This window comes from Burkholderia sp. PAMC 26561, from assembly GCF_001557535.2.
Classification (GTDB): Bacteria; Pseudomonadota; Gammaproteobacteria; order Burkholderiales; family Burkholderiaceae; genus Caballeronia.
This window is the reverse complement of the sequence record NZ_CP014306.1, coordinates 136060-160476: the sequence shown is the minus strand read 5'-3', so window position 1 is coordinate 160476 and position 24417 is coordinate 136060. Positions and strand designations below refer to the sequence as shown.

The window sequence follows — 24417 nt, the reverse complement described above, 5'->3', positions numbered from 1 at the left end:
TTTCAACCCGTAAGCACGTTGTCACGCTGTCTTCATCGTTCGTCATCGAAGTGTCACACAGAGACCCTATTCTTCGCGGTGTCGAGCCACTTGCTCACAACCCTGGAGATCACATGAAATTGATGCACACCGCGCTCGCAGGCATCGTCGGCGCAATGTTTGCCTTGTCAGCACAAGCTGCCGACATCACCGGCGCGGGCAGCACCTTCGCAGCACCGATTTACACGAAATGGGCCGATACGTACCAGAAGTCGGGCGGCGGCAAGGTCAATTACCAGGGTATCGGTTCGTCGGGCGGCATCAAGCAAATCATCGCAAAGACGGTGGATTTCGCTGGCTCGGACGCACCTTTGAAAGACGATGAACTGGCAAAGCAGGGGCTTTTCCAGTTCCCGACAGTGGTTGGCGGCGTGGTGCCGACAATCAATGTTCCGGGTATCAAGCCGGGCGAACTGACGTTGTCGGGTGAAGTGCTCGGCGACATCTATCTCGGCAAGATCAAGAAGTGGAACGACCCGGCGATCGCCGCGCTTAACCCGAAGGTCAAGCTGCCGGATACCGACATCGCCGTGGTGCGCCGCGCCGACGGTTCGGGCACGAGCTTCATCTGGACGAACTACTTGTCCAAGGTGAACGCCGAGTGGAAGAGCAAGGTAGGCGAAGGCTCGACGGTCAACTGGCCGACGGGCACGGGCGGCAAGGGTAACGACGGCGTTGCTGCATTCGTCCAGCGTTTGCCGGGTGCGATCGGTTACGTGGAATGGGCGTACGCTAAACAGAACAAGATGACGTACGTCGACTTGAAGAACGCAGCAGGCGCCGTGGTCGAGCCGAAGACGGAAACGTTCAAGGCAGCGGCAGCAAGCGCAGACTGGTCGAAGTCGTTCTACCAGATCCTGACGAATGAGCCGGGCAAGGACGCATGGCCGATCGTCGGCGCCACGTTCGTGTTGCTGCACACGACGCAGGAAAAGGAAGCACAGGGCGCGGAAACGCTGAAGTTCTTCGGCTGGGCGTTCAAGAACGGTACGCAAGCTGCGAACGATCTCGATTACATCCCGCTGCCTGAGTCGGTGACCGCCGAAATCGAAACGCAGTGGAAGGCGAAGGTCAAGGACGCGTCGGGCAAGGCAGTCGTGCAGTAAGTTGCATTCAGGCATCAAGCAACACGTTCTGGCTTTTTAGTCCGTTATGCCGCGCGGCATCCGCCGCGCGGTCCTTCCGAAGGCTCCCATGTCGGACATCAACCTCGCATCGACTCCGCCCGCAAGCCGCGCCCAGCGTGCTCCGGGACAACTCGGTGATATCGTTTTCGGCAGCCTGACACGGCTTGCTGCTGTAATTACACTGTTACTGCTGGGCGGCATCATCGTGTCGCTGGTGGTGGCTTCGCTGCCTACGCTGCAAAAATTCGGTCTCAGTTTTCTCTGGCGCTCCGAGTGGGATCCGCAAGCGGATGCCTTTGGCGCGCTCGTGCCTATCTACGGCACCATCGCTACATCGATCATTGCCTTGATCATTGCCGTGCCGGTGAGCTTCGGCATTGCGCTCTTCCTGACCGAGCTCGCGCCTGCATGGCTGCGCCGGCCGCTGGGTGTTGCGATCGAATTGCTCGCGGCAATTCCTTCGATTGTGTATGGCATGTGGGGTCTGCTCGTCTTCTCGCCCATCTTCGCGACGTACTTCGAGAAGCCGCTCGGCCATTTGCTCGGCAATGTCTGGTTTATCGGCCGGTTCTTCCAGGGGCCGCCCATCGGTATCGGTATTCTGTGTGCGGGCGTGATCCTCGCGATCATGATCATTCCGTACATCGCGGCGGTGATGCGCGATGTGTTCGAAGTCACGCCCGTGCTGCTCAAGGAGTCGGCGTACGGGATCGGCTGCACGACCTGGGAAGTGATGTGGAAGATCGTGTTGCCGTTCACGCGCACTGGTGTGATTGGCGGCGTGATGCTCGGCCTTGGCCGCGCACTCGGCGAGACGATGGCGGTGACGTTCGTGATCGGCAATACGAATCTGCTCGATAACGTCTCGCTGTTTTCCCCGGGCAACAGCATTACGTCAGCGCTTGCGAACGAATTTGCTGAAGCGAGCCCGGGCCTGCATACATCGGCGCTGATGGAACTCGGGCTGATCCTGTTCCTGATCACGTTCATCGTACTGTCGTTGTCCAAGCTGATGCTGCTTCGCCTTGAAAAAGGGGAGGGCGGAAAATGAGCCAGCCCACGATGCAATTCCCCGGCTCCGGCAATCCGGAGCGCGAAGCCGCCACGCGGATCAAGCTGCAGCGCCGCCGGCGCGGCAAGAACGTGGTTGCGCTGGTGTTGTCGCTGGCAGCCATGGCGTTTGGTCTGTTGTGGCTCGTATGGATTCTTTTCACCACGGTCCGCTTGGGCGTGGGCGGTTTGTCTGTCGAACTCTTCACGCAGAACACGCCGCCGCCTAATACGGATGGCGGCGGTTTGCTCAACGCGATTGTCGGCAGCCTGATGCTGGTGGGACTCGCAACGTTCATTGGTACGCCGCTTGGCGTACTGGCAGGCGTCTATCTCGCCGAATATGGCGACAAGCGCTGGCTTGCGAGTGTCACGCGATTCATCAACGACATCCTGTTGTCGGCACCGTCGATTGTGATCGGCCTGTTCGTGTATGCGATCGTGGTGGCACATTCGGGACGCTTCAGCGGCTGGGCGGGCGTGATCGCGCTGGCGCTGCTGCAGATTCCGATCGTGATCCGTACGACCGAAAACATGCTGCGGCTCGTGCCCAACGCGCTGCGCGAAGCGGCCTTTGCACTCGGTACGCCGAAGTGGAAGATGGTGACATCGATCACGCTGAAGGCATCGGTGAGCGGCATTGTGACGGGTGTCCTGCTCGCCGTCGCCCGCATTACCGGCGAGACCGCGCCGCTCTTGTTCACGGCGTTGTCGAACCAGTTCTTCTCGTGGGACATGAGCCAGCCGGTCGCCAACTTGCCGGTCACCATCTACAAGTTCGCGATGAGCCCGTTCCCCCAATGGCAAGCGCTCGCGTGGGCCGGTGTGTTCCTGATCACGCTCGGCGTGCTCGGTCTGAACATCCTCGCTCGCTCGATCTTCTCGAAAAAATAAGGCGGAAACCCTTCCATGAACACAGTCGCAAGCGATGTGAGCACCCGGAACGCTAATCCGGCCACCGATATGAACACGAACCCAGTAGAACGCGGCGCCGTGCCGGGCAGCTTCAAGCCGACGCACCACGCGCCCCCGGTTGGATCGATGAAACCGAAGATCGAGGTGAACAACCTCAACTTCTTCTACAACAAGTTTCATGCGCTGAAGAACATCAACCTGCGCATTCCGGAGCACAAGGTGACCGCGTTCATCGGTCCGTCGGGATGCGGCAAGTCCACGCTGCTGCGCACGTTCAACAAGATGTACGCGCTTTATCCGGAGCAGCGCGCGGAAGGCGAGATCCTGATGGACGGCAACAACCTGCTCGATACACGCCGCGACATCTCGCTCTTGCGTGCTCGCGTGGGCATGGTGTTCCAGAAGCCGACGCCGTTTCCCATGTCGATCTACGACAACATCGCGTTTGGCGTGAAGATGTTCGAGCAACTGTCGCGCTCGGAGATGGACGACCGCGTTGAGTGGGCGCTGACGAAAGCGGCGCTGTGGAACGAAGTGAAGGACAAGCTGCAGCAAAGCGGCTACGGCTTGTCGGGCGGCCAGCAGCAGCGTCTTTGCATCGCGCGCGGCATTGCGATCCGTCCGGAAGTGCTGTTGCTCGACGAACCGTGTTCGGCGCTCGACCCTATTTCCACGGGCCGGATCGAAGAGTTGATCGCCGAACTGAAGAACGACTATACGGTGGTCATCGTCACGCACAACATGCAGCAGGCGGCGCGTTGTTCGGACTACACTGCATATATGTATCTGGGCGAATTGATCGAATTCGGCGATACGGAAAAGATCTTCATCAAGCCGTCCCGCAAGGAAACGGAAGACTACATCACCGGCCGTTTTGGTTGAATGCATAACGCGCTAAAAAAGGACTTCAGGAGCACATATGTCCGATAAACATTTGTCGAGCCAATTCGATGCCGATCTGAACGCGGTTTCGTCGAAGGTGCTGGAAATGGGCGGCTTGGTCGAGTCGCAGATTATCAACGCCATGCAGGCGCTCAATGCGTTCGACATGGATATTGCCGACAAGGTGATTCTGGCCGAGCAGCGCCTGAATACCATGGAAGTCGAGATCGACGAGGAATGCAGCAACATCATCGCGCGCCGTCAGCCGGCTGCGCGTGACTTGCGTTTGTTGATGGCGATATCGAAGACCATTACTAATCTCGAACGCGCCGGAGACGAAGCCGAAAAGATCGCCAAGCGCGTGAAGCGTATCAACGAAGACGGCATGGGCCGCAACGTGAACATCGCGGAAATCAAGTTGTCCGGCGAAATGGCGGTGTCCATCTTGCGCCGCGCGCTCGATGCATTCGCGCGCCTGGATACGGTCGCCGCTGCGCAGATCGTGCGTGACGACAAAGCCATCGACGAAGAATTCCGTGCGTTCGTGCGCAAGCTCGTGACGTACATGATGGAAGATCCGCGCATGATTTCAGCGGGACTCGACTACTTGTTCATCGCGAAAGCGGTCGAACGGATCGGCGATCACGCAAAGAACATTGCTGAATTCATCATTTACATTGTGAAGGGTACGGATGTCCGCCATGTGTCGCGCGATCAACTCGAACGCGAAGCACTGAGCTGAGATTCAAGTAGTTCCCACTGACGAAAGTTCACTTACGCGAAGAAGGTTACAGAGGTGCCGATGCCCAGCAGCATTCTCGTTATAGAAGACGAACCCGCGATTTCCGAATTGATTTCGGTGAATCTGCAACACGCGGGCCATTGCCCCATTCGTGCTTATAACGCGGAGCAGGCGCAAAACCTGATCAGCGACGTATTGCCGGACCTGGTGCTTCTCGACTGGATGTTGCCGGGTAAATCCGGCATCGCCTTTGCTCGGGAATTACGCGGCAACGAACGCACGAAACACATTCCGATCATCATGCTCACTGCCCGCGGCGACGAGCAGGACAAAGTGCTCGGACTTGAAATCGGCGCGGACGATTATGTGACCAAGCCGTTTTCTCCTAAAGAGCTGATGGCGCGGATCAAGGCGGTATTGCGCCGGCGCGCGCCGCAATTGACAGAAGACGTGGTGGCCATCAACGGCTTGCGTCTCGATCCGGCGACGCATCGCGTGGCGGCGCATTCCAATGGTCATCCCGACGATATCAAGCTGGATCTTGGTCCGACCGAGTTCCGTCTACTGCATTTTTTCATGACGCATCCGGAACGTGTGCATAGCCGCACGCAATTGCTAGATCAGGTCTGGGGCGATCACGTGTTCGTCGAAGAGCGGACGGTGGACGTGCATATCAAGCGTTTGCGGGCGGCTTTAAAGCCCGCCGGTTGCGATGCTATGATTGAAACGGTTCGTGGCAGTGGGTACCGGCTGGCCAAGAGCGCTTGATCCGCGCGCTCGTGTAATGCATGAAACCCGCGACCAATAGGGGTCGTGGGCTCGCGTGGCAATTATCTCGATCCGCTAATTCATGAATATCATCTGGACGCGTTCTCTCGTGTCCCTCGCGTTACTCGCGATATTGAGCGTGTTCGTTGGTGCGCTGTTTGGTTTGCGCACAGCGCTGTGTTTTGCGCTCGTCATGCTGGTCCTGCAAGCCTTGTTCACCACCTTTCATACTCAGCGCCTCTGGCGTCTGCTCGACGCGCCCGTGTACGGCGAAGTGCCGAGCGCACCGGGCGTGTGGGGCGAGATTTATTATCGGCTGCACAAGCTTGCCAAGCGCTGGCACGCGCAAGTGCGTCAGGTCGAGCAGCAGCATTCGCGGTTCATCCAGGGCATTCAGGCGTCGCCGAATGGCGTTGCGATGCTCGACGATACCGATCAGATCGAGTGGTGCAATGCCATTGCTGAAACGCATTTTGGCCTCGATGCAAAACGCGACCTGCGCCAGCATATAACCCATCTCGTGCGCCAGCCGGACTTCGTCCGGTACCTTGCCTCGCAGCATTACGAGGAAGTGCTGATCATGCGTGGAATGGGCTTGAACCGTCAGCATGTGTTGTCGGTGCAGATATTCCCTTACGGCGAGAATCGCAAGCTGATTCTTACGCAGGATATAACCGAGCTGGAGAGAACGGATTCCATGCGGCGCGATTTTGTCGCGAACGTTTCGCATGAGTTGAAGACGCCGTTGACTGTCTTGTCCGGTTTTCTTGAAACCATGCGCGAGATCCCGCTAAACGAATCGGACCGTGCACGTTATCTGGAAATGATGGAGCAGCAATCGGCGCGTATGCAGAACATCGTGCGTGATTTGCTGGTGCTGGCCAATCTCGAAGGCGATGGCAAACCTCCGAGCGACGACGTGCTCGACATGCGCGCGGTTTTGCGTCATCTGGAAGAGGACGCCGACAATTTATCGAGCGGCCGGCACCGGATCACGTTCAACATCGACGAAGCGCTCACCGTGTCCGGTTCTGAAACCGAGATCGTCAGCGCGCTCGGCAATCTGGTGACAAACGCCATTCGATACACACCCGATGGCGGCACCATCGACGTCACGTGGCAGCGCGTTCGTGACCGCGCGCTATTTTCCGTGCGGGATAGCGGGCTCGGCATTCCGGCCGAACACATTCCGCGTTTGACGGAGCGGTTTTATCGTGTGGATAGAAGCCGGTCTCGCGATACCGGCGGCACGGGTCTGGGTCTCGCTATCGTCAAGCATGTATTGCAGCGCCATCACGCGGACCTGGAAATCAAAAGCGAAGAAGGGCGCGGCAGTACATTCCTGGTCAAGTTTCCGGCGGCGCGCACTTCACTGAGGAAGTCGATCGCGGCCTGACGCGCCGCGTTCTCTTTCGTTCAGGAACAGAACTTCGTAAGCAACCCAAGCTGCGCGTTGCGCATGGCTTTGCCCGGCCGTCGCCGCCTGTAGTGCCCATCGCTTTGCATGAGCCACGCGGACTGGTTATCGCCGAGAAACGCCGACAAACCTTCCGCAATGACCCGCCGTTTCAAACGCCGGTCGATTACCGGAAAAGCCACTTCCACGCGCCGGAAGAAGTTGCGGTCCATCCAGTCCGCGCTCGATAGATACACCTTCTCTTCACCGCCCGCATAAAAATAGAAGATGCGGTGATGCTCGAGAAAACGCCCGACAATCGACCGCACGGTGATGTTCTCGGACAGGTCTTCTACGCCCGGTTTCAACGCACACACGCCGCGCACGATCAGGTCGATCTTCACGCCCGCCTGCGATGCTTCATACAATGCGCCGATCACGGTGGGCTCGAGCAGCGCGTTCATCTTCGCGACGATCCGTGCCTTCTTGCCAGCGCGCGCGTTTTGCGCTTCGAAGCGAATCGCTTCCATGAGATTTGGATGCAGCGTGAAAGGCGCTTGCCAAAGCTGATGCAAACGCAATTCGCCGCCGATGCCGGTGAGTTGCTGGAATACATGATGCACGTCTTCGCAGACTTCCTGATTCGCCGTCATCATGCCGAAATCGGTATAAAGACGCGCCGTTCGCGGATGATAATTCCCCGTCCCAAGATGCGCATAACGCCTGAGCATCATCTTGCCGCCCTGCGACACGCGCCGCACGATCAGCATCATCTTCGCGTGGCATTTATGGCCAACCACGCCATATACCACGTGCGCGCCCACGGCCTCGAGCTGCGACGCCCAGTTGATGTTCGTCTCTTCATCGAAACGTGCAAGCAGCTCCACCACCACGGTCACTTCCTTGCCGTTGCGCGCGGCTTGCATCAGCGCGTCCATCAACGGCGAATCCGTTCCCGTGCGATAGATCGTCTGCTTGATCGCGACGACTTGCGGGTCCTTGGCGGCCTGAAGCAACAACTCCAGCACGGGCTGAAAGCTCTCGTACGGATGATGCAGAAGCACGTCGCCTTTATCGATGACATCGAACATGTTGGACGCATTCGCGATCACGCTCGGCACAGCCGGAATGTGCGGGACGAACTTGAGATCGGGCCGGTCGACCATCTCGGGCAACTGCATCAGGCGCACGAGATTCACCGGCCCGTCCACGCGATAACAATCGCGGTCGTTCAGCTCGCTTTCATCCAGAAGCCTTCGAATCATGTGTGGAGGCGTTTCCGCCGATACCTCCAGGCGCACCGCATTGCCCAGGTGCCGCGCCGGCAATTCACCTTGCAGCGCGACGCGCAGGTTCGTGATTTCGTCTTCATCGACGAACAATTCGCTGTTGCGCGTGATCCGGAACTGGTTGCAGCTAAGCACGACCAGATGCGGAAACAACTGGTCGACAAAGCACTGCATCAGCGAGCTGAGCAATACGAACCCGTGCGGATATCCCGACAGCGCTTCAGGCATGCGCACGAGCCGGGGCAGTGCGCGCGGCGCCTGCACGATCCCCATGACCGCCTGCCGCCCGAACGCGTCCTTCCCCTCGAGTTCGATGACAAAGTTCAGGCTCTTGTTCAGCACGCGCGGAAACGGATGCGCGGGATCGAGCCCGATAGGCGTCAGCACGGGCAGCAATTCGTTGTGAAAGTAGTCGCGCGCCCAGTCGGTCTGCGCTTCGGTCCATGACTCGACGCCATGAAAATAGATGCCTTCGCTTTCGAGCGCGGGATAGACGATGTCCTGCAGCATTGCGTATTGCTGGTGGACCAGCCGGTGTGCGCGCTCGACCACTAGGTCGTACACGTGCTGCAGCGACATGCCATCGGGTGAAAGCGAGCCCGGGTTGTCGCGCATCTGCTCCTGCATGCCGGCCATGCGGACTTCGAAAAATTCATCGAGATTGCTGCTGGTGATGCAGATGAAGCGGAGTCGTTCGAGCAGCGGGACGGAGGTATCGGCGGCTTGCGACAATACGCGTTCGTTGAAGCCCAGAATGCCCAGTTCGCGGTTCAGAAGGGGATAGCGGTTGGACATCAGTATTAAAGGTGCGCGAAAAAACGGAATGTGCAAGGATCGCCCGGAATGAACCACAATATGATGACGTTTTTATGAATTCATGATGTCACGAATTTAACGCAGGGCGTGCGTAAGGTCGACCCTGGCGAGATTCGCCCGAGCGCACCTCAAAACCGATTTATCCTCCTGTTTGTTTCATTTGCTTTTCAGCAGACCAGCACATCGGTCCGCCAGGAATTAAAATTGGCGCACTGCGGCACGCATTCAGTTTCATTGCGGCCCGGGACATGCATGGCGAATGCACGAACAACCCTACGGAACCTAAAAAATCGATGGTCAATTCACCTCATCTTTTGGCAGCCGTAGATCTCGGATCGAACAGCTTCAGGCTGATCGTCGGACGCGTTGAAGAGACGCCGTCAGGAAGCCCGATCTATCAGGTCGATGCGCTGCGCGAACCCGTGCGGCTTGCGGCGGGACTGTCACGCGACAAATTCCTCGATCGCGCCTCGCAGTTGCGCGGCTGGGACGCGCTGAAGCGTTTCGGTGAGCGGCTGCGCGACTTCCACCCCGATCACGTGCGCGCGGTCGCGACCAACGCGCTGCGCGTGGCGAAGAACGCCGAGGAGTTTCTTGCCGAGGCGCAGAACGCACTTGGGTTTCCCATCGAAGTGATTGCGGGGCGCGAGGAAGCGCGCCTGATCTACGCTGGCGCCGCGCACTCCGTGCCCGCGAGCGCCGGCAAACGGCTGGTGGTGGACATTGGCGGCGGATCGACGGAATTCATCATCGGCTCGCATTACACGCCCATTCACATGGAAAGCCTTTATATAGGTTGTGTGAGCCATAGCCGGCAATTCTTTGCCGCCGGCAATGTGGATGAATACTCCATGCGCCAGGCCGAACTGGCTGCCAAGCGCGAGATCGAGATCATTTCCAGCGAATACAAACAGACCGGCTGGGACCAGGCGATCGGATCATCGGGCACGGCGCGCGCGCTCGCCGAGTTGATCGAAGCGAACGGTTTCAACGACCCCGGCATCACGCACGGCATTTCGCGCGGCGGCCTGGAACGGCTGAAAAAAGCGTTGATCAAGGCCGAGAACGTGAACCGGCTGAAGCTGATCGCACTGAAGGCCGACCGTATTCCGGTGCTGGCCGGTGGCTTGTCGATCATGCTGGGCGTCTTCGAGGAACTGGGTATCGATTATGTCGATACCACCGACGGCGCGTTGCGTCTCGGCGTGCTTTACGACCTGCTTGGCCGCACGCAGCATCAGGACATGCGTACCGTGACGGTGGAAGGATTCAAGCGCCGTTATTCGGTCGATGGCGCGCAATCGGAGCGGATCGCGAAGCTCGCCATCAGCTTCTACGAGCAGCTCGAAGAAGGCGCGTCTTCCGTCGATGCCGAGCGCCGTATCGAGAACAGGATGTTCCTTGGATGGGCTGCGGCGCTGCATGAAATCGGCCTTTCCATCTCGCACAGCGCGTACCACAAGCATTCGGCGTATATCGCAAGTCACGCCGACATGCCGGGCTTTTCGCGCACCGATCAGGCGCGCCTTGCCGGTCTCGTGCTGGGGCATGTGGGCAAGCTTGGCAAGCTTTCCCACGCGCGTGATGTCGACTGGACGCTGCTGTTCTGCCTGCGGCTCGCGGCGCTGCTGTGCAGACGGCGGGCCGATGTCGGCTTGCCGGCCATCGAGGTGACGGCGACAAACGCCGGGTTCGACGTAAAGCTGCCCAACGACTGGGTGTCGCTGAATCCGCTGACCGACTACAGCCTCGTGCAGGAAGCGGCCGAGTGGGAGAAGATCGGCAAGCCGTATCGGGTGGTTTATACGGGCGTTTGATCCCGGCGCGGCGCTCAGTCAGCCATGAAGTGCCGCGCGTACCGTTCGTTGATATCGGATACGCGCAGCAACGTCAGGAAATCAGCCGTGTTGAAATCCGGGTCCCACGCCGGTGCGCCGCAAATCTTGGCTCCCAAGCGCAGATAACCTTTGACGAGCGGCGGCGGCGTGACTTTCGCGCCCGTGCGCAATTCCTGCACCGGCAGCGGTGTGTGCGCGAACGCCCGGTACTCGAGCGCCGTCAACGCGTCCTTCTCCATGCCATCGAAGAGATCGGCGGCGTAGTGGCCACCATCGGCCATCGATACACTCGCGCAACCCAGCATGGTCTCGTAGCCGTTCTGCTTCATGTATGCGGCGAGGCCGCCCCACAAGGACATGATGACCGCGCCGCTTCGATAATCCGCGTGGACACACGAGCGGCCGACTTCGACGAGCTTCGGGCGCAGGTGGGCGAGGCGCGAGACATCGAATTCGCTTTCGGCGTAGAGCCGGCCCGCGCGCGCGGCCTGGTGCGGCGGCAAGACCCGGTATGTGCCCACGACCTTCAGCGTGTCCAGATCGCGGACCAGCAAGTGGTCGCAGAAGGCATCGAACGTATCGACGTCGAGGCCCGCCGGACCTTTCAACTGGGCGCCCATTTCGTCGGCGAACACGCGGTATCGCAGGCGTTGCGCCTCGCGAAGTTCCGCCTCGGAATGCGCCCAGGATACCCGCAGCCTGTGCTGCGCTGTCACCGTCTCGGCGGCGCGGGGCAAGCGGTCCGGGCCGCTCGTACCATTCGATGGGTTCACGAAAGCGTGCGTCGTCGATTCCTGCATTGACAATCCCCAGTGGATTTGGCTGACGTATTACCGATAGCCGACAATGTAAGTATCGCGAATGACGCTCGCATGGCATCACAGTGACGATTCAATGAAGTGCGTGGGCTGGTCTCCCTCCTCGATCTGATCTGTGAACGGCTTTAAAGCAGGTCTGGGTTCGTGACGGCGCGCAACACGATCTGACTGTCGCCCGCGCGTGATCGCCCCTGAAACCACCAGATACCTGCTTTTTTCATGGTCCAGTCGGCTTCCTGACCGGTCAGCAGCAAGGCTGCAACGCGTCCGAGCGTTGGCTGGTGTCCAACGACCACGACCGTTTCCGCCGCGCCTTGCGGCCATTGCGCGGCATCGAGCACAGCCTGCGCGGACGCACCCGGCGCGATTTCCTTCGCTACCTGATAGCGGTCGCCGAAGGTTTCCATCGTCTGGATGGTGCGGGTGGCGGGACTGACGAGGAAAAGCGCATCGCCATCGATACGGCTTTTCAGCCATTTCGCGGCCGCCTGTGCCTGCTTGACGCCGCGTCCGGTCAACTGGCGCGCGAGGTCGCTCGCAGCCTGATCTTCCGCTTCGGCGTGACGCCAGAGAATGAGGTTCATGGGGTGTCTCCTTTTGACGGTTTTAAGCGTTTTCGATTGCGCCGGTATCAGGAAAACGCTATAGTCTCGCTCTTGTCGGAGCGTAGCGCAGCCTGGTAGCGCATCTGATTTGGGATCAGAGGGTCGAAGGTTCGAATCCTTTCGCTCCGACCACCAGTTTCATGCTAAAACCCGCGTAGCCTTTGGCTTCGCGGGTTTTTGTTTTCAGGACCAACGGCGCACTTTGCAGATTCTTGGCCTCGGGCGACGGATCACTCTAGCAGCGCCCACGCCCGCATAGAACTCGTGTTGAACGCGGAAATAGCCTGTACCAGACCACGGACGCCACAGCCGCCGGTCGATTGCTTACATGCAATTTGCTAATCTATTGAAAACGTTGCTGAAATCACCTATTAAGGGGCCCAAAAATGATCAGCGAAGGCAAAACCGGGAATATCCATGGGATTGAAGTGAAAGCGCGTGCGGTGACGCAGCCGCCAACCGCGGAGGTGTCGACCAGTTCTATCGGCGGCCGTGAAGCGGTATTGCAAGCGGCCAAACGCGTGTACGAACAGCATCACGCCGTCATTCAGGCGCTTGCTAATCGATGACGCTGGATTCAGGGCTTGTCCTGGCGATCCATGACTTTATTCTTGCAAACGAACCCGGGGTCGCCGGCAAGAACGTCGGCGCTCTTGGAGGCGCAAATGGGCGAATAGAAGCGTGTAGGCAAGTACGAAACGCTTGATGACGTTTTTGAAATCGCGGTTTTGAATGCCGAGGCCATAGCGCGTGGTCACGCGTTTTCCGACGCAAACAAGAGGACCGCGCTGGTTTCCGCATTGGCGTATCTGCTTTTGCAAGGGTATATAGTCAAGCGCAGTGCGGCACTCGAGGACATCATGGTCGACGTGGCGCAGGGAAAGCTTAACTACGTTGATCTCGCCAACATTTTCTCCACGCTTGCTGTGCCGAATCCCTTTGATCCAAAGGCGAGTGCAGAGTAGGTGTCGCTGCCTGGAAATTTGCCTTCATCCGCGTCTTCGGTCCCAATTCCCGATATCGTTTACTCTTCCTGCTTCACTCTCCAAATCAACGAATTATTTCCGGGCCGTCCATGCCGCGCTTCGCCGTTCTGTTTGCCTGCTCCCTGATTCTCTCGGCATGTGCCGATTCAACGCCGCATCGCGTAATACCTCAGGACCCGCCCGACTACAAGGGCGTTCCAACCGATACCACACCGCCCGACATGACCATCGCGCCGGCCAGGGCAGCCCCCTCCGCGCAGCCGCAATGATCGCCTGCATGCCGCGAGCCTGTCGCCTGTCCGAACGTGGCAGCAGCGTATAATTTGTCCATGAACACGCCCGCCAACGCCGCCCAGTCCCACGACCACTCGTCTGCCGACGCGCTTCAGGCTGCGGTCACCATGGCCGACGACTACTGTCGCGAACGCGGTCAAAAGCTCACGCCCATCCGCCGCACAGTGCTGGAACTGCTGCTCACGTCCGGACGTGCAACGAAGGCCTACACGCTGCTCGACGAAATGCGCGCGATGCATCCCAACGCATCGCCGCCGACGGTTTATCGGGCGCTGGATTTCCTGCTGTCGGCGGGACTGATTCATCGGATCGAATCAATCAACGCGTTCACGGTCTGCCACGACCTGACGCATTGCCAGCATGGCGTGCTGGTGGTTTGCCAGCAATGTGGGCGGGTGACCGAATTGCAGCAGCAAAAGCAGTTGCGCCAGAGCTTGTTATCGCAGGTCGAGGCGAGCGGATACAAACTGGCGGGTGACGATATCGAACTCAAGGGCATTTGCCCGGCATGCCAGGCGGCTGAGGACCCGAGCGCTCACAAGCATGACCACGATCACGCGTCGCATTGAGTCAGCGTTGAGTGAGGTAAAAGGCCGTTCCGACGTGAGTTGGAACGGCCTTTTGTTTGCCGCTAGACGACGTGGGCAGAGAAAGGCGAAACGCCGATGCGGGCACATCGGCGTTTCTGACCCGCGGTACCTGTTCGCGCAGAGAGGCGCGGGCTGTAGTCATTCTAGGTCGCAACAATCTGCTGGATTGTGATCACTTGTTTCAACGCGTAACCCGATGTGTGACGGTGCGATCCCAGGAAGAAGCAAGCCACGGCAACCAAGGCCGCGTCACGTAATTGTTACGATCGAATATTCGGGATAGCCGTGCGTCATGCGAAATTCTTGCTGCAACGGTATTATCGAATATCTCTCCAGTTGAAATTGATCTCGAACATGACCGCGCTGTGGATCTTTCTTGCTGTTTGCCCGCTGGCAATGGCTTCTTTGCTGGTGTTCGCGTCGCACATCGATCCGTTGTCGGGGCGGTGGCGCGGAGCACGGCTCGCCTGCTCGCTGCATGTTCCGGACGTGCGGGAACGAGGCAGGCGACTCGGCGCCGCCGTGAAGCATCATGCGGCTGCGAGCCGTACGAGTCCTATTGCTTGCAGCGAATCACCATCGACCGGTTCTTGACGTTCGCGCCAAAAATTCCGGCGACCGATCCGCCCGATGTCGCTCCGTTGTCCACGTCCTTCGACACCACGTCGTAACCATACGACCCGCAGATCTCTCCGGCCTTCTTGTAGCATTCGGCCCAGCTTGTGCTGGCATCGCCGCCGCTGCAGTTGATCGCAAAACCGGTATCGCCGGTTGGCAAATAAGTCCGTTTCGCCGTGTTTGCGCAACCCGCCAGCGCTGCTGCAGCGACCAGCACGGCAGCCATCATGGCCAGTTTTCCAGGCGCCGGGGCGCGGACGTTGTCTTTCATCGAATCTTCCCTGTAACTGATTGAACGTGGCTGAACGCGTTTGTGCGCCGATGCATTCATCGAGGTGGCAAGTAGCGCGACGGATCGATCGAACTGCCCTTGTAGCGCAATTCGAAGTGCAGCATCACGCGGTTTGTGTCGCTGTCGCCCATTTCCGCGATGGGCTGGCCTTGCGCGACGCTCTGGCCTTCCTTCACGAGCAGCGCGCGATTATGCGCGTAAGCGGTGAGGTAATCGGCGTTGTGCTTCACGATCAACAGGTTGCCGTAACCGCGCAAGCCGTTTCCCGCATACACCACCGAGCCGGCCGCTGCCGCGACGATCTGCGTGCCGGGTGTGCCGCCAATATCGATACCTTTCGAACTCTTGCCGTCGAAACCGCGGATGACGTCGCCTTGGACCGGCCAGATCAGCGAAATGCTGGTGGCGGGCCGGATCGCGCCGCCGGAGACAGCGGGAGCGGTTTCCGCAGAACTCGTGCCGCCTGTACGGGCCGGCGCGGTCGATGAAGGCGCCGATGCAAGGGCCGTCCCCGTCGGGGGCGCCACACGCAGCACCTGGTCGACTTCAATCGCGTTCGGGTCGGCAAGGTTGTTCCAGCGCGCGATATTTTGCGCTGTTGTCCTGTTCGCACGGGCGATCTTGGACACCGTATCGCCCCGTTCCACACGATAAAACCCCGGTCCCACAGGTGCGGAGCCACACGCGGCGAGCACTGCGACCAAGGTCGCGCAGGTCAGCCGTCGAATTATTTGTACCAAACTCAGAACCTCGCAAAGCGCCGCACAACCCGGAGAGCCACGGCGGACGAACAACAACGCGTAACGTCGAAAGGTATGATTTTAACGTCCCCGTGCCGTGGCACTCAGAAGCCTGCGCGCTCCCAGGTGCGCGCGGCGCTCATCTTCCCCTTACGACGCCGGTGAAATGGTCAGCCTGAGTGCTGCCGTTTCCGTTTTCCCGGGCGCAAGCCAACGCAATCCGTGACCGTTGTGAATGGCATCGGGCAGACCGACCCATGGCTCGACGCAATAAAAATCCGACGCCGGTGCTTCGGTCCAGGTCGTGACCGCATACCAGGGCACCGAGTCAGGCCGTTGCAGATCGAAGTTCACCGCGCGTTTCAGACCGGGCGTAACCAGCCGCACGGGTTGATCGGACGGGCCGTTGAAACAATGAAAACGGTCGAGGATGCTCGGGTCATCGATGGAATAGAGCGCCTTGCCGGCTTCCGCTTCGCTTATCGAGCCGTCATCGAGTTGCCGGCGCGTTTCCGTACGCGGCAGTTCGATGCTGCTGATGCCGCGTTGATCGTGCGGCAGCGCGAAGTAGAAATGGTGGCCGGAATAATAGGGCAGTGGCACTTCGCCCGGATTCGAGGTCGTCAATTCCACATCGAGCGTGACGCCATCCACGAGCCGGTACGCCGCCTCGAAACGGAAAGCAAACGGATAACCCTGACGCGTGAAATCGTTGTCGACGAGCGTCATGCGTACACCGTGACCGTCCGCGTCCACCCTGTGCTCGAACGGCAGGTTGCGCGCGAAGCCATGCATGGGGAGGTCGTGCACGACGCCGTCCGGGTCGCGCCACTTGCCAATTTCGCCATCGACGAAATGACGGCCGAGAAACGGGAACAGCAGCGGATTGCCGCCGCGAATCTTGACGAAGTTGGACCAGTCAGGCGCGGCGGGCCAGAAGATGACCGGTTCGCCGCCGACGCGCCAGGTCATCAGGCGCGCGCCGGCGTGGGGGGCAATTTCGAGGGCGGCGTCATCGCGTTTGATTTCCAGGATCTCGGGTAGTGATGACATATGGGTGGTCTCCTTGGCGTAAATGGTCGGGCTGTTCGATGCATCGCGCTCAATTCTACGGGGAAACCCTTTTGGGGAAACTGCGACTGACACACCTGGTTTCATTGGCCCGATAATGCAAGCACGATGTAACGCGGGTGAAACATTTTGCGGCCTTGGCGATCCAATCGTTCAAGATGATCCTACGAAAGGCGAGGGTGATATGGATCTGGCTATGATGTTCGGAGTTTTTATCTTTGGTACGTTTGGCGCAGGGACGGCTTTGTTCTTATACAAGCTCTGAACGCCACGTTAGCTGATCGGCATGTTTGAAAAGGGCTCGTCTTCGACGAGCCCTTTTTGTTTTTCTTTTTGAATTCATATATCTAACAATCAGCTTTCGATTGCGCGATCTCGCACGCAAACGCTTGGCGCTGCTTTTGGCGACCGGCATAATCGGCGCGTTTTGCGTGCCGTATGCCGCACCGCCGAAACCATGCGACTTGTCGCTGGTTTATCGCCAACAACGAAAGAGGACTGACGCGTGACTTTGTGGTTTCTGATTTTCCTGAGCGTGCTGCAGGGCGTGACCGAGTTGTTTCCGGTCAGCAGTCTTGGCCATACCCTTCTCGTGCCTGGTTTGATCGGCATGCATATCGACAAACATGCGCCACAGCTGCTGCCGTTTCTTGTCGCGCTTCACCTTGGCACCGCGCTCGCGTTGCTGTGGTATTTCCGCAAGCGCTGGGTGGCGCTGGTGATCGGGTTCGTGGGGTCCTTGCGTGGCCGCAAGAATGCCGATGGCCACATGATGTGGGCGCTGATCATCGGCACGATTCCGACGGGTATTGTCGGCTTGTTGCTCGAGAAGCGGCTCGAGGCGCTTTTCCACGACCTGCGGATCGTCGCGGTCGCACTCATGGTCAACGGCGTATTGCTGTGGGTAGGTGACCGGTTGACGCGTTCCCGCTCCGCCCGCGCGCCAGAGGATCTCACGTTCAAGCAGGCGTTCCTGGTCGGCCTGGCGCAGATCGGCGCGCTGATTCCCGGCTTCTCGCGCAGCGGCCTGACGATCATTGCGGGCGTGGGCGCAGGATTGAGCGCCGAGAAAGCCGCCGAGTTTTCGTTTCTGCTCGGCACGCCGATCATCTTCGCGGCCGGCGTACTCGAACTGCCCAAGCTCTTCCATGCGCCCGATCAACTCGCCGATGCCATCCTCGGCGGCGTGCTGACGGGCATCGCCGCATATCTGAGCGTGCGTTTCCTGATGCGTTATTTCGAAGGAAAAGGGCGGCTCGCGGCATTCGGCGTGTATTGCCTGATTGCGGGCGCGTTCTGTCTCGGCTGGTTCATGCTGCATCCGCAACCGGTCTGATACCACGCGAATGACGTGAGGAGCCCCCGAATGGGGCTCCTTGTGCATTCGATGAGGTAAAATCCTGGATCGTCTGCAATGCGGCAGTAGCTCAGCTGGATAGAGCATCGGCCTTCTAAGCCGAGGGGCGGGGGTTCGAGTCCCTCCTGCCGTACCACGATCACTTCAGCGGTCCGCGCTTCTTTGTGCTTGTCTGCGTCATCACGGCGCAAGTTGCTGGCACAAAAACATCAGCGTAAGCAGCGCCGCGAACAACAGCGCGCCGCCTATGGCGGTAACGACGCGTGGCCAGATGGCCGGCTGTATCTCGTCCACGTACCGATTTCCGTCTCCCCAGTTGTCCAGATCAAACCGCTCGGATTGTCCTGCAAGCAGCCGGTCCACCGCTGCCAGGCCCTGCGGCATGATGAGCGCACACGCAATCACCCCGATACACAGGCATCCGTAAAACGTCGGCGTGAGATGGGTTTCCATGAGCGGGCGGGGAAGCAGAATCGGCGATTCACTGATGTTAGGTTTGCTCTGCGCCGGTCTCTATCGGACACGTCCGAGATAGTTCTGCATTTCTCTGAAACATACTCGCGATGGCCATTCGGCCGAGCTTCTACGCTTGCGGAACACGTGTGGCCTCATGCTATCCTCGACCCACACGATTCTTGCTCGCCAGTCTGTCCCAGCATTCCGAATGGCGATCCACGCAGAAAATCAATCAATATCAACGAGGGAGAACATTTCCATGTCACAGCCGACTCACGGGCTCAAACGCGTCTCTACGCAAATCACGTTGTCACTGGTCGCGGGCTGCGTGCTGCTAGGCAGCGGCGCAGCTCAAGCGGCTAATCTCGGGTTCCTGAACAACACGCCCATCACGTACATGAAGCAGCGTGATCTGCAGATACTCAACAAGTCCGCGCACACCGCGCTGGATACCAAGCAGGACGGCGAATCGCTCGACTGGAACAACGAAGGCGCCGGCAATCCGGTAGCAGTCACTGGCACGATCACGCCGTCGGACACGGACAAGAAAGGCGACAGGACGTGCCGGAAGCTGACCATGGTCGCGCATGCCAAGGGCCAGACGCAGACCTGGGCGCCGACCGTCTGCAAGACCGAAGGCGGCAAATGGGCGCTGCTCAAGCAGTGAGCAGTCTCCAATTGAAGCTTCGCGGCGAACACCCTTTCGTAGCTCGAAGCAGCAGATCGATCAATGGCTGAGCGGACGGTTTCGTGCGGCGTCGTGATACTCAACACGCAAGGCGACGTGTTGCTCTGTCACGCGACCGAGACGTCGCATTGGGACATTCCCAAAGGTCAGGGCGAAGAAGGCGAAGAGCCTGTCGAGGCGGCGTTGCGCGAGCTCGTGGAAGAGACGGGCATCGTCTTGCCGGCGGAGCGGCTGAAGGATCTGGGGCGCTTTGTGTATCGGCGGGACAAGGATTTGCATTTGTTCGCCGTGCGCGTCAGCCGAGACGAAGTGAAGATCGAGGAGTGCGTCTGCGAATCGTACTTTCCCCGGCGGCGCGACGGCACGATGATCCCCGAAATGGATGCCTACCGATGGGTGTCGCTGGCCGATGTCGACCAGTATGCAAGCCGCAGTCTCGCGCGGCTATTCCAGACCACGCTGTCGCTTGCCGAACTGCATCAAACGCTGGACTGACGGGTCGAGCCTGATGGGCTGATGCAGCCGTTCAATTGTCCGATGGCCGGTCGTTCGGATTCGCAAACAGCGCTCTCATCTCGGGCGAGAGCGGAAAACGCAGATTGATGTTGTCGGGCGGAATGGGTTGCATGAACCACGTGTCGTACAACGTCTCCGCTTCACCTGAACGTTGCATGCCGGCAATGACGTCATCGGCCAGTTTCTTGAAGACCGGGTCGCCCTTGCGCATGACGCACGCATACGCTTCATGCGCAAGCGGGTCGCCTGTGACCACATAGTCGCGCTGCGCGGCGCCTTCCTGCGCGATCTTTCCATATAGCAGGGGATCGTCCATGACGAAGGCAACGGCGCGGCCGGTCTTGACCGCCTCGAACGCTTCCGCGTGATCGCGGGCGGCGATGATCCGCAAGTCGAGCTTCTGGTTTATCGACAATTCCCGGATCAGTTGCTCGTCGGACGTGCCTGCGGTCGTCGATACCGTTTTTCCGGCGAGGTCGCTGTAATTCCGGATGCCGGACTTGCGCTTCACCACCATCCGGATGCCGTAGTCGAAGAAGCTGTTGGTAAATGCAACCAGTTGTTCGCGGTCCCGGATATGGGCGGTCGAACCGCACTCCAGGTCGATCTGATGGTTGACCACGTAAGACAGGCGGTTGGTCGATGTCACCACCACCGTGCTCACGGCGAGATGAGGCTTTTGCAAGCGGCGCCGGACTTCATCGACTATCTTGAGCGCGATGCTTTGGGAATAGCCAATAGGCTGCTGCTTCGCATCCAGATACGAGAACGGCACCGACGATTCGCGCACGCCAAGAACAATGCTGTTGTTCTCGGCGATCTTGCGCAACGTGGGCGAGATTTGAGGTTGTTCCGCCGTGCTCGCGCAGACAGTCTGCGCCGCCAGCAGCAGCGCGAGCGCGAGCGCTGCGCACGTTGCGCTAGCGGACGGCCGCGTAGACGCGCGCATCCAACTGCTAGCCAGGGACACCGGCAGACGCCCCGCCGGCTTCAAGCCGGTTTGCCCCAGCTATCGCGCAAGCTGACGATACGATTGAACACCGGCACGCCCGGCTTCGAATCCACCCGATCGGCCACGAAATAGCCATGACGTTCGAACTGATACCGGTCTTCCGCATTGGCGTTGCGCGCCGATGGTTCGAGATACGCGCGAACCACACGCTTTGAATCCGGATTCAATGCATCGAGGAATTCAGCGCCGCCGGCGCCAGGTTGTGGCTCCTTGAAGAGTCGATCGTAGAGCCGAACTTCGGCTTCATACGCGTCTTTCGCGCTGACCCAATGAATCGTTCCCTTGACCTTGTAGCCGTTCGCGCCTTCGGTGCCCGATTTGCTGTCGGGGAAATAATTGCAGTGCACGGCCGTGATATTGCCGTTTTCGTCCTTGTCCGCGCCGGTGCATTCGACCACGAAGCCGTACTTCAGCCGCACCTTGTTGCCCGGGAACAAACGGAAATATCCCTTCTTGGGCTCTTCCTGAAAGTCTTCACGCTCGATCCACAATTCCCGCGAGAACGGAAACTCGCGAACACCGCGGTCCGGATGATGCGGATGTACGGGCGCGCTGCACGCCTCGCTCGTGCCTTCCGGAAAGTTGTCGATGATCAGCTTCAGCGGATCCAGCACTGCAATCGCACGCGGCGCTTTTTCATCGAGATCATCGCGCAGCGCGCCTTCCAGCACGCTCATGTCGATCCATGAATCGACCTTCGTCACGGCCACGCGATCGCACATCAGGCGGATGCTTTCCGGTGTGAAACCACGGCGCCGCACGCCCACGATAGTCGGCATGCGCGGATCGTCCCAGCCTTCCACGTGGTTCTCGGTCACCAGTTGGAGCAGCTTGCGTTTGCTGGTGATTGCATAGGTGAGGTTCAGGCGCGAAAACTCGATTTGCTGCGGCAGCGGACGTGTGAACTTGCCGTCGTCGGCGAGTTGGTTCAGGAACCAGTCGTAAAGCGGACGATGATCCTCGAATTCCAGCGTGCAGAGCGAATGCGTAATGTTCTCGAGCGCGTCCGATACACAATGCGTGTAGTCATACATCGGGTAGATGCACCACGTGTCGCCGGTCCGGTAGTGATGCGCGAAACGAATGCGATAAATCACCGGATCGCGCATGTTGAAGTTCGGCGACGCCATGTCGATTTTCGCGCGCAGCACGTGCTCGCCTTCCTGGAATTCGCCGGCTTTCATGCGGCGGAACAGGTCGAGGTTTTCTGCGGGTGTGCGGTCGCGGAACGGCGAATTCTTGCCCGGTTCCTGCGCGGAGCCGCGCGTCAGGCGCATTTCTTCGGCCGTCTGGCTATCCACATAAGCCTGGCCACGCTCGATCAGCAGTTCGGCGAATTCGTACAGCTGGTCGTAGTAGTCGCTTGCGAAGTACAGGTATTCCTGGCCGTCCTTGTTCCAGTCGAAGCCGAGCCACTTGACCGCATCGACGATGGAATCCACGTACTCGACACTTTCCTTTTCGGGGTTGGTATCGTCGAAACGCAGGTGGCAGACGCCGCCGTAATCACGCGCGATGCCGAAATTGACGCAAATACTCTTCGCATGGCCAATGTGCAGATAACCGTTCGGTTCGGGCGGAAAACGCGTCTCGACCCGCTGCGACCATTTGCCGTTGCGATTGTCTTCGTCAATGATATTGCGGATGAAATTATTCACCGCCGGGGCGTCGTTGCGATCAGTGTTCATGCGAAAGAGAAGAAGAGCTGACGAGGGCGCTAGCGTTCGAATACGTGCGGCTTGCGTTCGGTAAGACCAAATCGATCAAACGATTCTACCTTAGCAATCCGCCCGGGACAGCGCAGGCCGGGATTTCGCCACGATCTGCGGCGCGGTTGCGACATGTTCCTTATCTGATGCAAACCCGCAGCGTTTCAATACCGGATGTATCGAGCGTAACGGGAGGTAAATCGCGTTGTCGGCAATGATGAGACGATTTTAAGATAGCGTCGCGTCCCCGAATAATGAAATTGAAAGGTTCGGGACGCGGCATATCGACAATAAAAAGGAAGGTCTCAACATGAACAAGATCACGCGGGTATCGATTCGGGTTGCTGCGGTTGCGACGTTGATTGCAGCAGTGTCGGGGTGTGCGATGAGCCGTACGCAGGCGCACGCGGGGATTGGAGCGGCGGCCGGCGGTGCGTTGGGTTATGTGCTGACCGGCGGTCCGCTCGGGACAGTGGCGGGCGCGGCAGCGGGCGGACTGGTCGGGGCGGGCGTGCGGTAAAACTTTGTCGGCTCGACAAAGCCGTTTTCACGACATGTGAGATCTACCGACGCTGCAGATTCCCGCCAGTGGCGCGCTCATTGATATGACATGGTGAATGTCGCGTAGGCCTTTGCACTTCCGGGGACCATTGTTCCCGTTCGAACGTAACGGCCCACCAGCGGGATGCTATAGGCGCCCGATACCGACAGCGGCACGATGACAAACTGATTTGCCGCGCCCGGTACGGCCGAGTCGGGACCGAATGCGATCGGGACGCCGCCGTTCACGATCTGGTAGCCGACTCCCGACGCCGTCGAGTCGTGCCCGAGCGACAGCGTGGTTGACGTGTTGTTGGGCTGGGATGCGTCGGTGATGGTCATGGCGACTTTGACGCCGGCCGCGCAGTTGAGTCCCATGTTGAACGTGGTGTCGCCATAAGTGGAATTTACCGTGGGCAGATCACGCGTATGGGCGCGCGGCATGTCGACGTTGATCGACGGGGTGGTGACAGTGCAGGTTTGCACACCGACCTCGAACGGCGTGAACTGGATGGTGGCGACCAGTAGCTGATCGAGCGTGAACGTTGCGTAAGTTGTTGCGGCAACCGTACCTGAGCTCGGACCGACTCCGGTGGGCTGCGTACGGACTATTTCAACGCCATAGGATGAGTTGCTGTAATTCCATGAACCCACCCAGTTGCCGGTAATTCCCGGCCCGAAATAACTTCCGCGATTCCCGTTGTTGCCTTCGTAAAAACGTATGCCGATCCCATCAATACTGGTAGCGTAAGTAAAAACGTTATTAGTCGACGATATCAGCGTAGAGCCGGTAACAGACTTCAGATAAATGCCAGGGGCCGCGCACCATGCGTAAAGGCCGCTGACGGGTATGGTCGGGACTTCGCCTTTGTAAAGCACGGTGCCGACCGGGACATCTCGCGAGAGGCTCTGCGGTGGAATGGTGATCGTATAAACGTGGGCAGTTTGAGGATCCGCGAAGGAGCAGGATGCGTCCGCATCCAAGCTGGCGGCGCCCAACCCCAGCAGGCATGCCGCACTGGCGAGGACCTTGCAGATTTTGTTCCGTGGATGCATTGAACGCGTTTCTTTGAATGATTGAGTGCTTATTAACGTTACGCAATATCTGCGTGGTCTTCGCAACTGAGTATATATTTTCATATAATCGCTGCCATTAGATACACCAGGTGCCAGTTTTAGAGGTGGAAGTGAAATTTTATTCCGGTGTAGCCGCATCGTCGGCGAAAATTCTAATTCGCTAGACGACAATTATGCATTGCTCCG

26 protein-coding genes and 2 tRNA genes are annotated in these 24417 nt (G+C 59.0%); 17 read left to right on the top strand and 11 right to left on the bottom strand.

Annotation, left to right across the window (positions count from 1 at the left end; all coding sequences use genetic code 11):
- Nucleotides 1–113 precede the first annotated feature (113 nt).
- From pstS to phoR, 7 genes are all read left to right on the top strand, one after another.
- Nucleotides 114–1145, top strand: a complete 1032-nt coding sequence (gene pstS, locus AXG89_RS00820; protein ID WP_062167192.1) for a phosphate ABC transporter substrate-binding protein PstS — start codon at nt 114–116, stop codon at nt 1143–1145.
- Between the two features lie 88 nt (nt 1146–1233).
- A complete protein-coding gene (pstC, locus tag AXG89_RS00815; protein ID WP_062000927.1) occupies nt 1234–2217 on the top strand; it encodes a phosphate ABC transporter permease PstC in 984 nt (327 codons plus the stop codon).
- Nucleotides 2214–3110, top strand: coding sequence for a phosphate ABC transporter permease PstA (gene pstA / locus AXG89_RS00810; RefSeq protein WP_061999908.1), 897 nt, complete (start codon nt 2214–2216; stop codon nt 3108–3110). The genes pstC and pstA overlap by 4 nt, the downstream gene beginning before the upstream one ends.
- A gap of 147 nt (nt 3111–3257) precedes the next feature.
- Nucleotides 3258–4013, top strand: a complete 756-nt coding sequence (pstB, locus tag AXG89_RS00805) for a phosphate ABC transporter ATP-binding protein PstB (protein WP_172811968.1) — start codon at nt 3258–3260, stop codon at nt 4011–4013.
- A gap of 37 nt (nt 4014–4050) precedes the next feature.
- Nucleotides 4051–4755 (top strand): phosphate signaling complex protein PhoU, encoded by a 705-nt coding sequence (gene phoU / locus AXG89_RS00800; RefSeq protein ID WP_061999906.1) that lies wholly within the window; start codon nt 4051–4053, stop codon nt 4753–4755.
- A gap of 60 nt (nt 4756–4815) precedes the next feature.
- Complete coding sequence (phoB, locus tag AXG89_RS00795) at nt 4816–5523, top strand: phosphate regulon transcriptional regulator PhoB (RefSeq protein WP_061999905.1); 708 nt, start codon at nt 4816–4818, stop codon at nt 5521–5523.
- 82 nt (nt 5524–5605) lie between these two features.
- On the top strand, nt 5606–6919 hold the full coding sequence (gene phoR, locus AXG89_RS00790; protein WP_062167190.1) for a phosphate regulon sensor histidine kinase PhoR: 1314 nt from the start codon (nt 5606–5608) through the stop codon (nt 6917–6919).
- 20 nt (nt 6920–6939) lie between these two features.
- On the opposite strand, the gene ppk1 is transcribed toward phoR, so the two are convergent.
- Complete coding sequence (gene ppk1, locus AXG89_RS00785) at nt 6940–9003, bottom strand: polyphosphate kinase 1 (protein WP_062167189.1); 2064 nt, start codon at nt 9001–9003, stop codon at nt 6940–6942.
- Nucleotides 9004–9317: 314 nt separating this feature from the next.
- Here ppk1 and ppx point away from each other — a divergent pair, with 314 nt between their 5' ends.
- Nucleotides 9318–10841 (top strand): exopolyphosphatase, encoded by a 1524-nt coding sequence (ppx, locus tag AXG89_RS00780; protein WP_062170168.1) that lies wholly within the window; start codon nt 9318–9320, stop codon nt 10839–10841.
- A 14-nt stretch (nt 10842–10855) separates the two neighbouring features.
- Here ppx and AXG89_RS00775 read toward each other — a convergent pair whose 3' ends face one another.
- Nucleotides 10856–11662, bottom strand: a complete 807-nt coding sequence (locus tag AXG89_RS00775) for a GNAT family N-acetyltransferase (RefSeq protein WP_062167187.1) — start codon at nt 11660–11662, stop codon at nt 10856–10858.
- A gap of 143 nt (nt 11663–11805) precedes the next feature.
- Nucleotides 11806–12264 (bottom strand): phosphohistidine phosphatase SixA, encoded by a 459-nt coding sequence (gene sixA, locus AXG89_RS00770; protein ID WP_062167185.1) that lies wholly within the window; start codon nt 12262–12264, stop codon nt 11806–11808.
- A gap of 76 nt (nt 12265–12340) precedes the next feature.
- On the opposite strand from sixA, the gene AXG89_RS00765 reads away from it, so the two are divergent.
- The 3 genes from AXG89_RS00765 (at nt 12341) to AXG89_RS42720 (ending at nt 13250) form a co-directional block, all read left to right on the top strand.
- A tRNA-Pro gene (locus AXG89_RS00765) sits at nt 12341–12417 on the top strand.
- A gap of 254 nt (nt 12418–12671) precedes the next feature.
- Entirely contained in the window at nt 12672–12854 is a 183-nt protein-coding gene (locus AXG89_RS00760; protein ID WP_062167183.1) for a hypothetical protein, read from the top strand.
- Nucleotides 12855–13013: 159 nt separating this feature from the next.
- Entirely contained in the window at nt 13014–13250 is a 237-nt protein-coding gene (locus AXG89_RS42720) for a type II toxin-antitoxin system death-on-curing family toxin (protein ID WP_205583055.1), read from the top strand.
- A 205-nt stretch (nt 13251–13455) separates the two neighbouring features.
- On the opposite strand, the gene AXG89_RS44305 is transcribed toward AXG89_RS42720, so the two are convergent.
- Nucleotides 13456–13602, bottom strand: coding sequence for a hypothetical protein (locus AXG89_RS44305; protein WP_155524224.1), 147 nt, complete (start codon nt 13600–13602; stop codon nt 13456–13458).
- On the opposite strand from AXG89_RS44305, the gene AXG89_RS00745 reads away from it, so the two are divergent.
- Nucleotides 13601–14134: a Fur family transcriptional regulator gene (locus AXG89_RS00745; protein ID WP_082771300.1), complete on the top strand. Its 534-nt coding sequence runs from the start codon at nt 13601–13603 to the stop codon at nt 14132–14134. The two genes, AXG89_RS44305 and AXG89_RS00745, sit on opposite strands and share 2 nt — an antisense overlap.
- A 577-nt stretch (nt 14135–14711) precedes the next feature.
- On the opposite strand, the gene AXG89_RS00735 is transcribed toward AXG89_RS00745, so the two are convergent.
- The 3 genes from AXG89_RS00735 to AXG89_RS00725 all read right to left on the bottom strand — a co-directional run bounded on the left by AXG89_RS00735 (nt 14712) and on the right by AXG89_RS00725 (nt 16858).
- Complete coding sequence (locus AXG89_RS00735) at nt 14712–15044, bottom strand: hypothetical protein (RefSeq protein WP_062000926.1); 333 nt, start codon at nt 15042–15044, stop codon at nt 14712–14714.
- A 56-nt stretch (nt 15045–15100) separates the two neighbouring features.
- Nucleotides 15101–15805: a peptidoglycan DD-metalloendopeptidase family protein gene (locus AXG89_RS00730; protein ID WP_062167181.1), complete on the bottom strand. Its 705-nt coding sequence runs from the start codon at nt 15803–15805 to the stop codon at nt 15101–15103.
- A gap of 150 nt (nt 15806–15955) precedes the next feature.
- Nucleotides 15956–16858, bottom strand: a complete 903-nt coding sequence (locus AXG89_RS00725) for an aldose epimerase family protein (protein WP_062167180.1) — start codon at nt 16856–16858, stop codon at nt 15956–15958.
- A gap of 523 nt (nt 16859–17381) precedes the next feature.
- Here AXG89_RS00725 and AXG89_RS00715 point away from each other — a divergent pair.
- Together AXG89_RS00715 and AXG89_RS00710 are read left to right on the top strand one after the other, a co-directional pair.
- Entirely contained in the window at nt 17382–18212 is an 831-nt protein-coding gene (locus AXG89_RS00715; RefSeq protein ID WP_062167176.1) for an undecaprenyl-diphosphate phosphatase, read from the top strand.
- Nucleotides 18213–18292: 80 nt separating this feature from the next.
- Nucleotides 18293–18369 (top strand) — tRNA-Arg (locus tag AXG89_RS00710).
- Nucleotides 18370–18413: 44 nt separating this feature from the next.
- On the opposite strand, the gene AXG89_RS00705 is transcribed toward AXG89_RS00710, so the two are convergent.
- On the bottom strand, nt 18414–18686 hold the full coding sequence (locus tag AXG89_RS00705) for a hypothetical protein (RefSeq protein ID WP_062167174.1): 273 nt from the start codon (nt 18684–18686) through the stop codon (nt 18414–18416).
- Nucleotides 18687–18948: 262 nt separating this feature from the next.
- On the opposite strand from AXG89_RS00705, the gene AXG89_RS00700 reads away from it, so the two are divergent.
- Together AXG89_RS00700 and AXG89_RS00695 are read left to right on the top strand one after the other, a co-directional pair.
- Complete coding sequence (locus AXG89_RS00700; protein ID WP_062167172.1) at nt 18949–19356, top strand: RT0821/Lpp0805 family surface protein; 408 nt, start codon at nt 18949–18951, stop codon at nt 19354–19356.
- 63 nt (nt 19357–19419) lie between these two features.
- Nucleotides 19420–19872: an NUDIX domain-containing protein gene (locus AXG89_RS00695; RefSeq protein ID WP_062167170.1), complete on the top strand. Its 453-nt coding sequence runs from the start codon at nt 19420–19422 to the stop codon at nt 19870–19872.
- 31 nt (nt 19873–19903) lie between these two features.
- Here AXG89_RS00695 and AXG89_RS00690 read toward each other — a convergent pair whose 3' ends face one another.
- Entirely contained in the window at nt 19904–20842 is a 939-nt protein-coding gene (locus AXG89_RS00690; protein WP_069638331.1) for a transporter substrate-binding domain-containing protein, read from the bottom strand.
- 41 nt (nt 20843–20883) lie between these two features.
- The gene (locus AXG89_RS00685) at nt 20884–22593 is read right to left on the bottom strand and encodes a glutamine--tRNA ligase/YqeY domain fusion protein (protein WP_061999892.1); all 1710 of its coding nucleotides are present in this window, start codon (nt 22591–22593) and stop codon (nt 20884–20886) included.
- Between the two features lie 331 nt (nt 22594–22924).
- Here AXG89_RS00685 and AXG89_RS00680 point away from each other — a divergent pair, with 331 nt between their 5' ends.
- The gene (locus AXG89_RS00680) at nt 22925–23134 is read left to right on the top strand and encodes a hypothetical protein (RefSeq protein WP_061999891.1); all 210 of its coding nucleotides are present in this window, start codon (nt 22925–22927) and stop codon (nt 23132–23134) included.
- A 77-nt stretch (nt 23135–23211) separates the two neighbouring features.
- On the opposite strand, the gene AXG89_RS00675 is transcribed toward AXG89_RS00680, so the two are convergent.
- Entirely contained in the window at nt 23212–24294 is a 1083-nt protein-coding gene (locus tag AXG89_RS00675) for a fimbrial protein (RefSeq protein ID WP_162915986.1), read from the bottom strand.
- Nucleotides 24295–24417 lie beyond the last annotated feature (123 nt).

Coding starts and splice junctions, on each gene's coding strand:
- pstB (WP_172811968.1), top strand. CDS start 3,258: ATGAAACCGAAGATCGAGGTGAACAACCTCAACTTCTTCTACAACAAG.
- AXG89_RS00695 (WP_062167170.1), top strand. CDS start 19,420: ATGGCTGAGCGGACGGTTTCGTGCGGCGTCGTGATACTCAACACGCAA.
- AXG89_RS00760 (WP_062167183.1), top strand. CDS start 12,672: ATGATCAGCGAAGGCAAAACCGGGAATATCCATGGGATTGAAGTGAAA.
- AXG89_RS00690 (WP_069638331.1), bottom strand. CDS start 20,842: ATGCGCGCGTCTACGCGGCCGTCCGCTAGCGCAACGTGCGCAGCGCTC.
- phoU (WP_061999906.1), top strand. CDS start 4,051: ATGTCCGATAAACATTTGTCGAGCCAATTCGATGCCGATCTGAACGCG.
- ppk1 (WP_062167189.1), bottom strand. CDS start 9,003: ATGTCCAACCGCTATCCCCTTCTGAACCGCGAACTGGGCATTCTGGGC.
- AXG89_RS00735 (WP_062000926.1), bottom strand. CDS start 15,044: ATGAAAGACAACGTCCGCGCCCCGGCGCCTGGAAAACTGGCCATGATG.
- pstA (WP_061999908.1), top strand. CDS start 2,214: ATGAGCCAGCCCACGATGCAATTCCCCGGCTCCGGCAATCCGGAGCGC.
- AXG89_RS00680 (WP_061999891.1), top strand. CDS start 22,925: ATGAACAAGATCACGCGGGTATCGATTCGGGTTGCTGCGGTTGCGACG.
- AXG89_RS00675 (WP_162915986.1), bottom strand. CDS start 24,294: ATGAAAATATATACTCAGTTGCGAAGACCACGCAGATATTGCGTAACG.
- AXG89_RS00725 (WP_062167180.1), bottom strand. CDS start 16,858: ATGTCATCACTACCCGAGATCCTGGAAATCAAACGCGATGACGCCGCC.
- AXG89_RS00705 (WP_062167174.1), bottom strand. CDS start 18,686: ATGGAAACCCATCTCACGCCGACGTTTTACGGATGCCTGTGTATCGGG.
- AXG89_RS00685 (WP_061999892.1), bottom strand. CDS start 22,593: ATGAACACTGATCGCAACGACGCCCCGGCGGTGAATAATTTCATCCGC.
- ppx (WP_062170168.1), top strand. CDS start 9,318: ATGGTCAATTCACCTCATCTTTTGGCAGCCGTAGATCTCGGATCGAAC.
- AXG89_RS44305 (WP_155524224.1), bottom strand. CDS start 13,602: ATGGACAAATTATACGCTGCTGCCACGTTCGGACAGGCGACAGGCTCG.
- AXG89_RS00745 (WP_082771300.1), top strand. CDS start 13,601: ATGAACACGCCCGCCAACGCCGCCCAGTCCCACGACCACTCGTCTGCC.
- AXG89_RS00700 (WP_062167172.1), top strand. CDS start 18,949: ATGTCACAGCCGACTCACGGGCTCAAACGCGTCTCTACGCAAATCACG.
- phoR (WP_062167190.1), top strand. CDS start 5,606: ATGAATATCATCTGGACGCGTTCTCTCGTGTCCCTCGCGTTACTCGCG.
- pstC (WP_062000927.1), top strand. CDS start 1,234: ATGTCGGACATCAACCTCGCATCGACTCCGCCCGCAAGCCGCGCCCAG.
- phoB (WP_061999905.1), top strand. CDS start 4,816: ATGCCCAGCAGCATTCTCGTTATAGAAGACGAACCCGCGATTTCCGAA.
- sixA (WP_062167185.1), bottom strand. CDS start 12,264: ATGAACCTCATTCTCTGGCGTCACGCCGAAGCGGAAGATCAGGCTGCG.
- AXG89_RS00775 (WP_062167187.1), bottom strand. CDS start 11,662: ATGCAGGAATCGACGACGCACGCTTTCGTGAACCCATCGAATGGTACG.
- pstS (WP_062167192.1), top strand. CDS start 114: ATGAAATTGATGCACACCGCGCTCGCAGGCATCGTCGGCGCAATGTTT.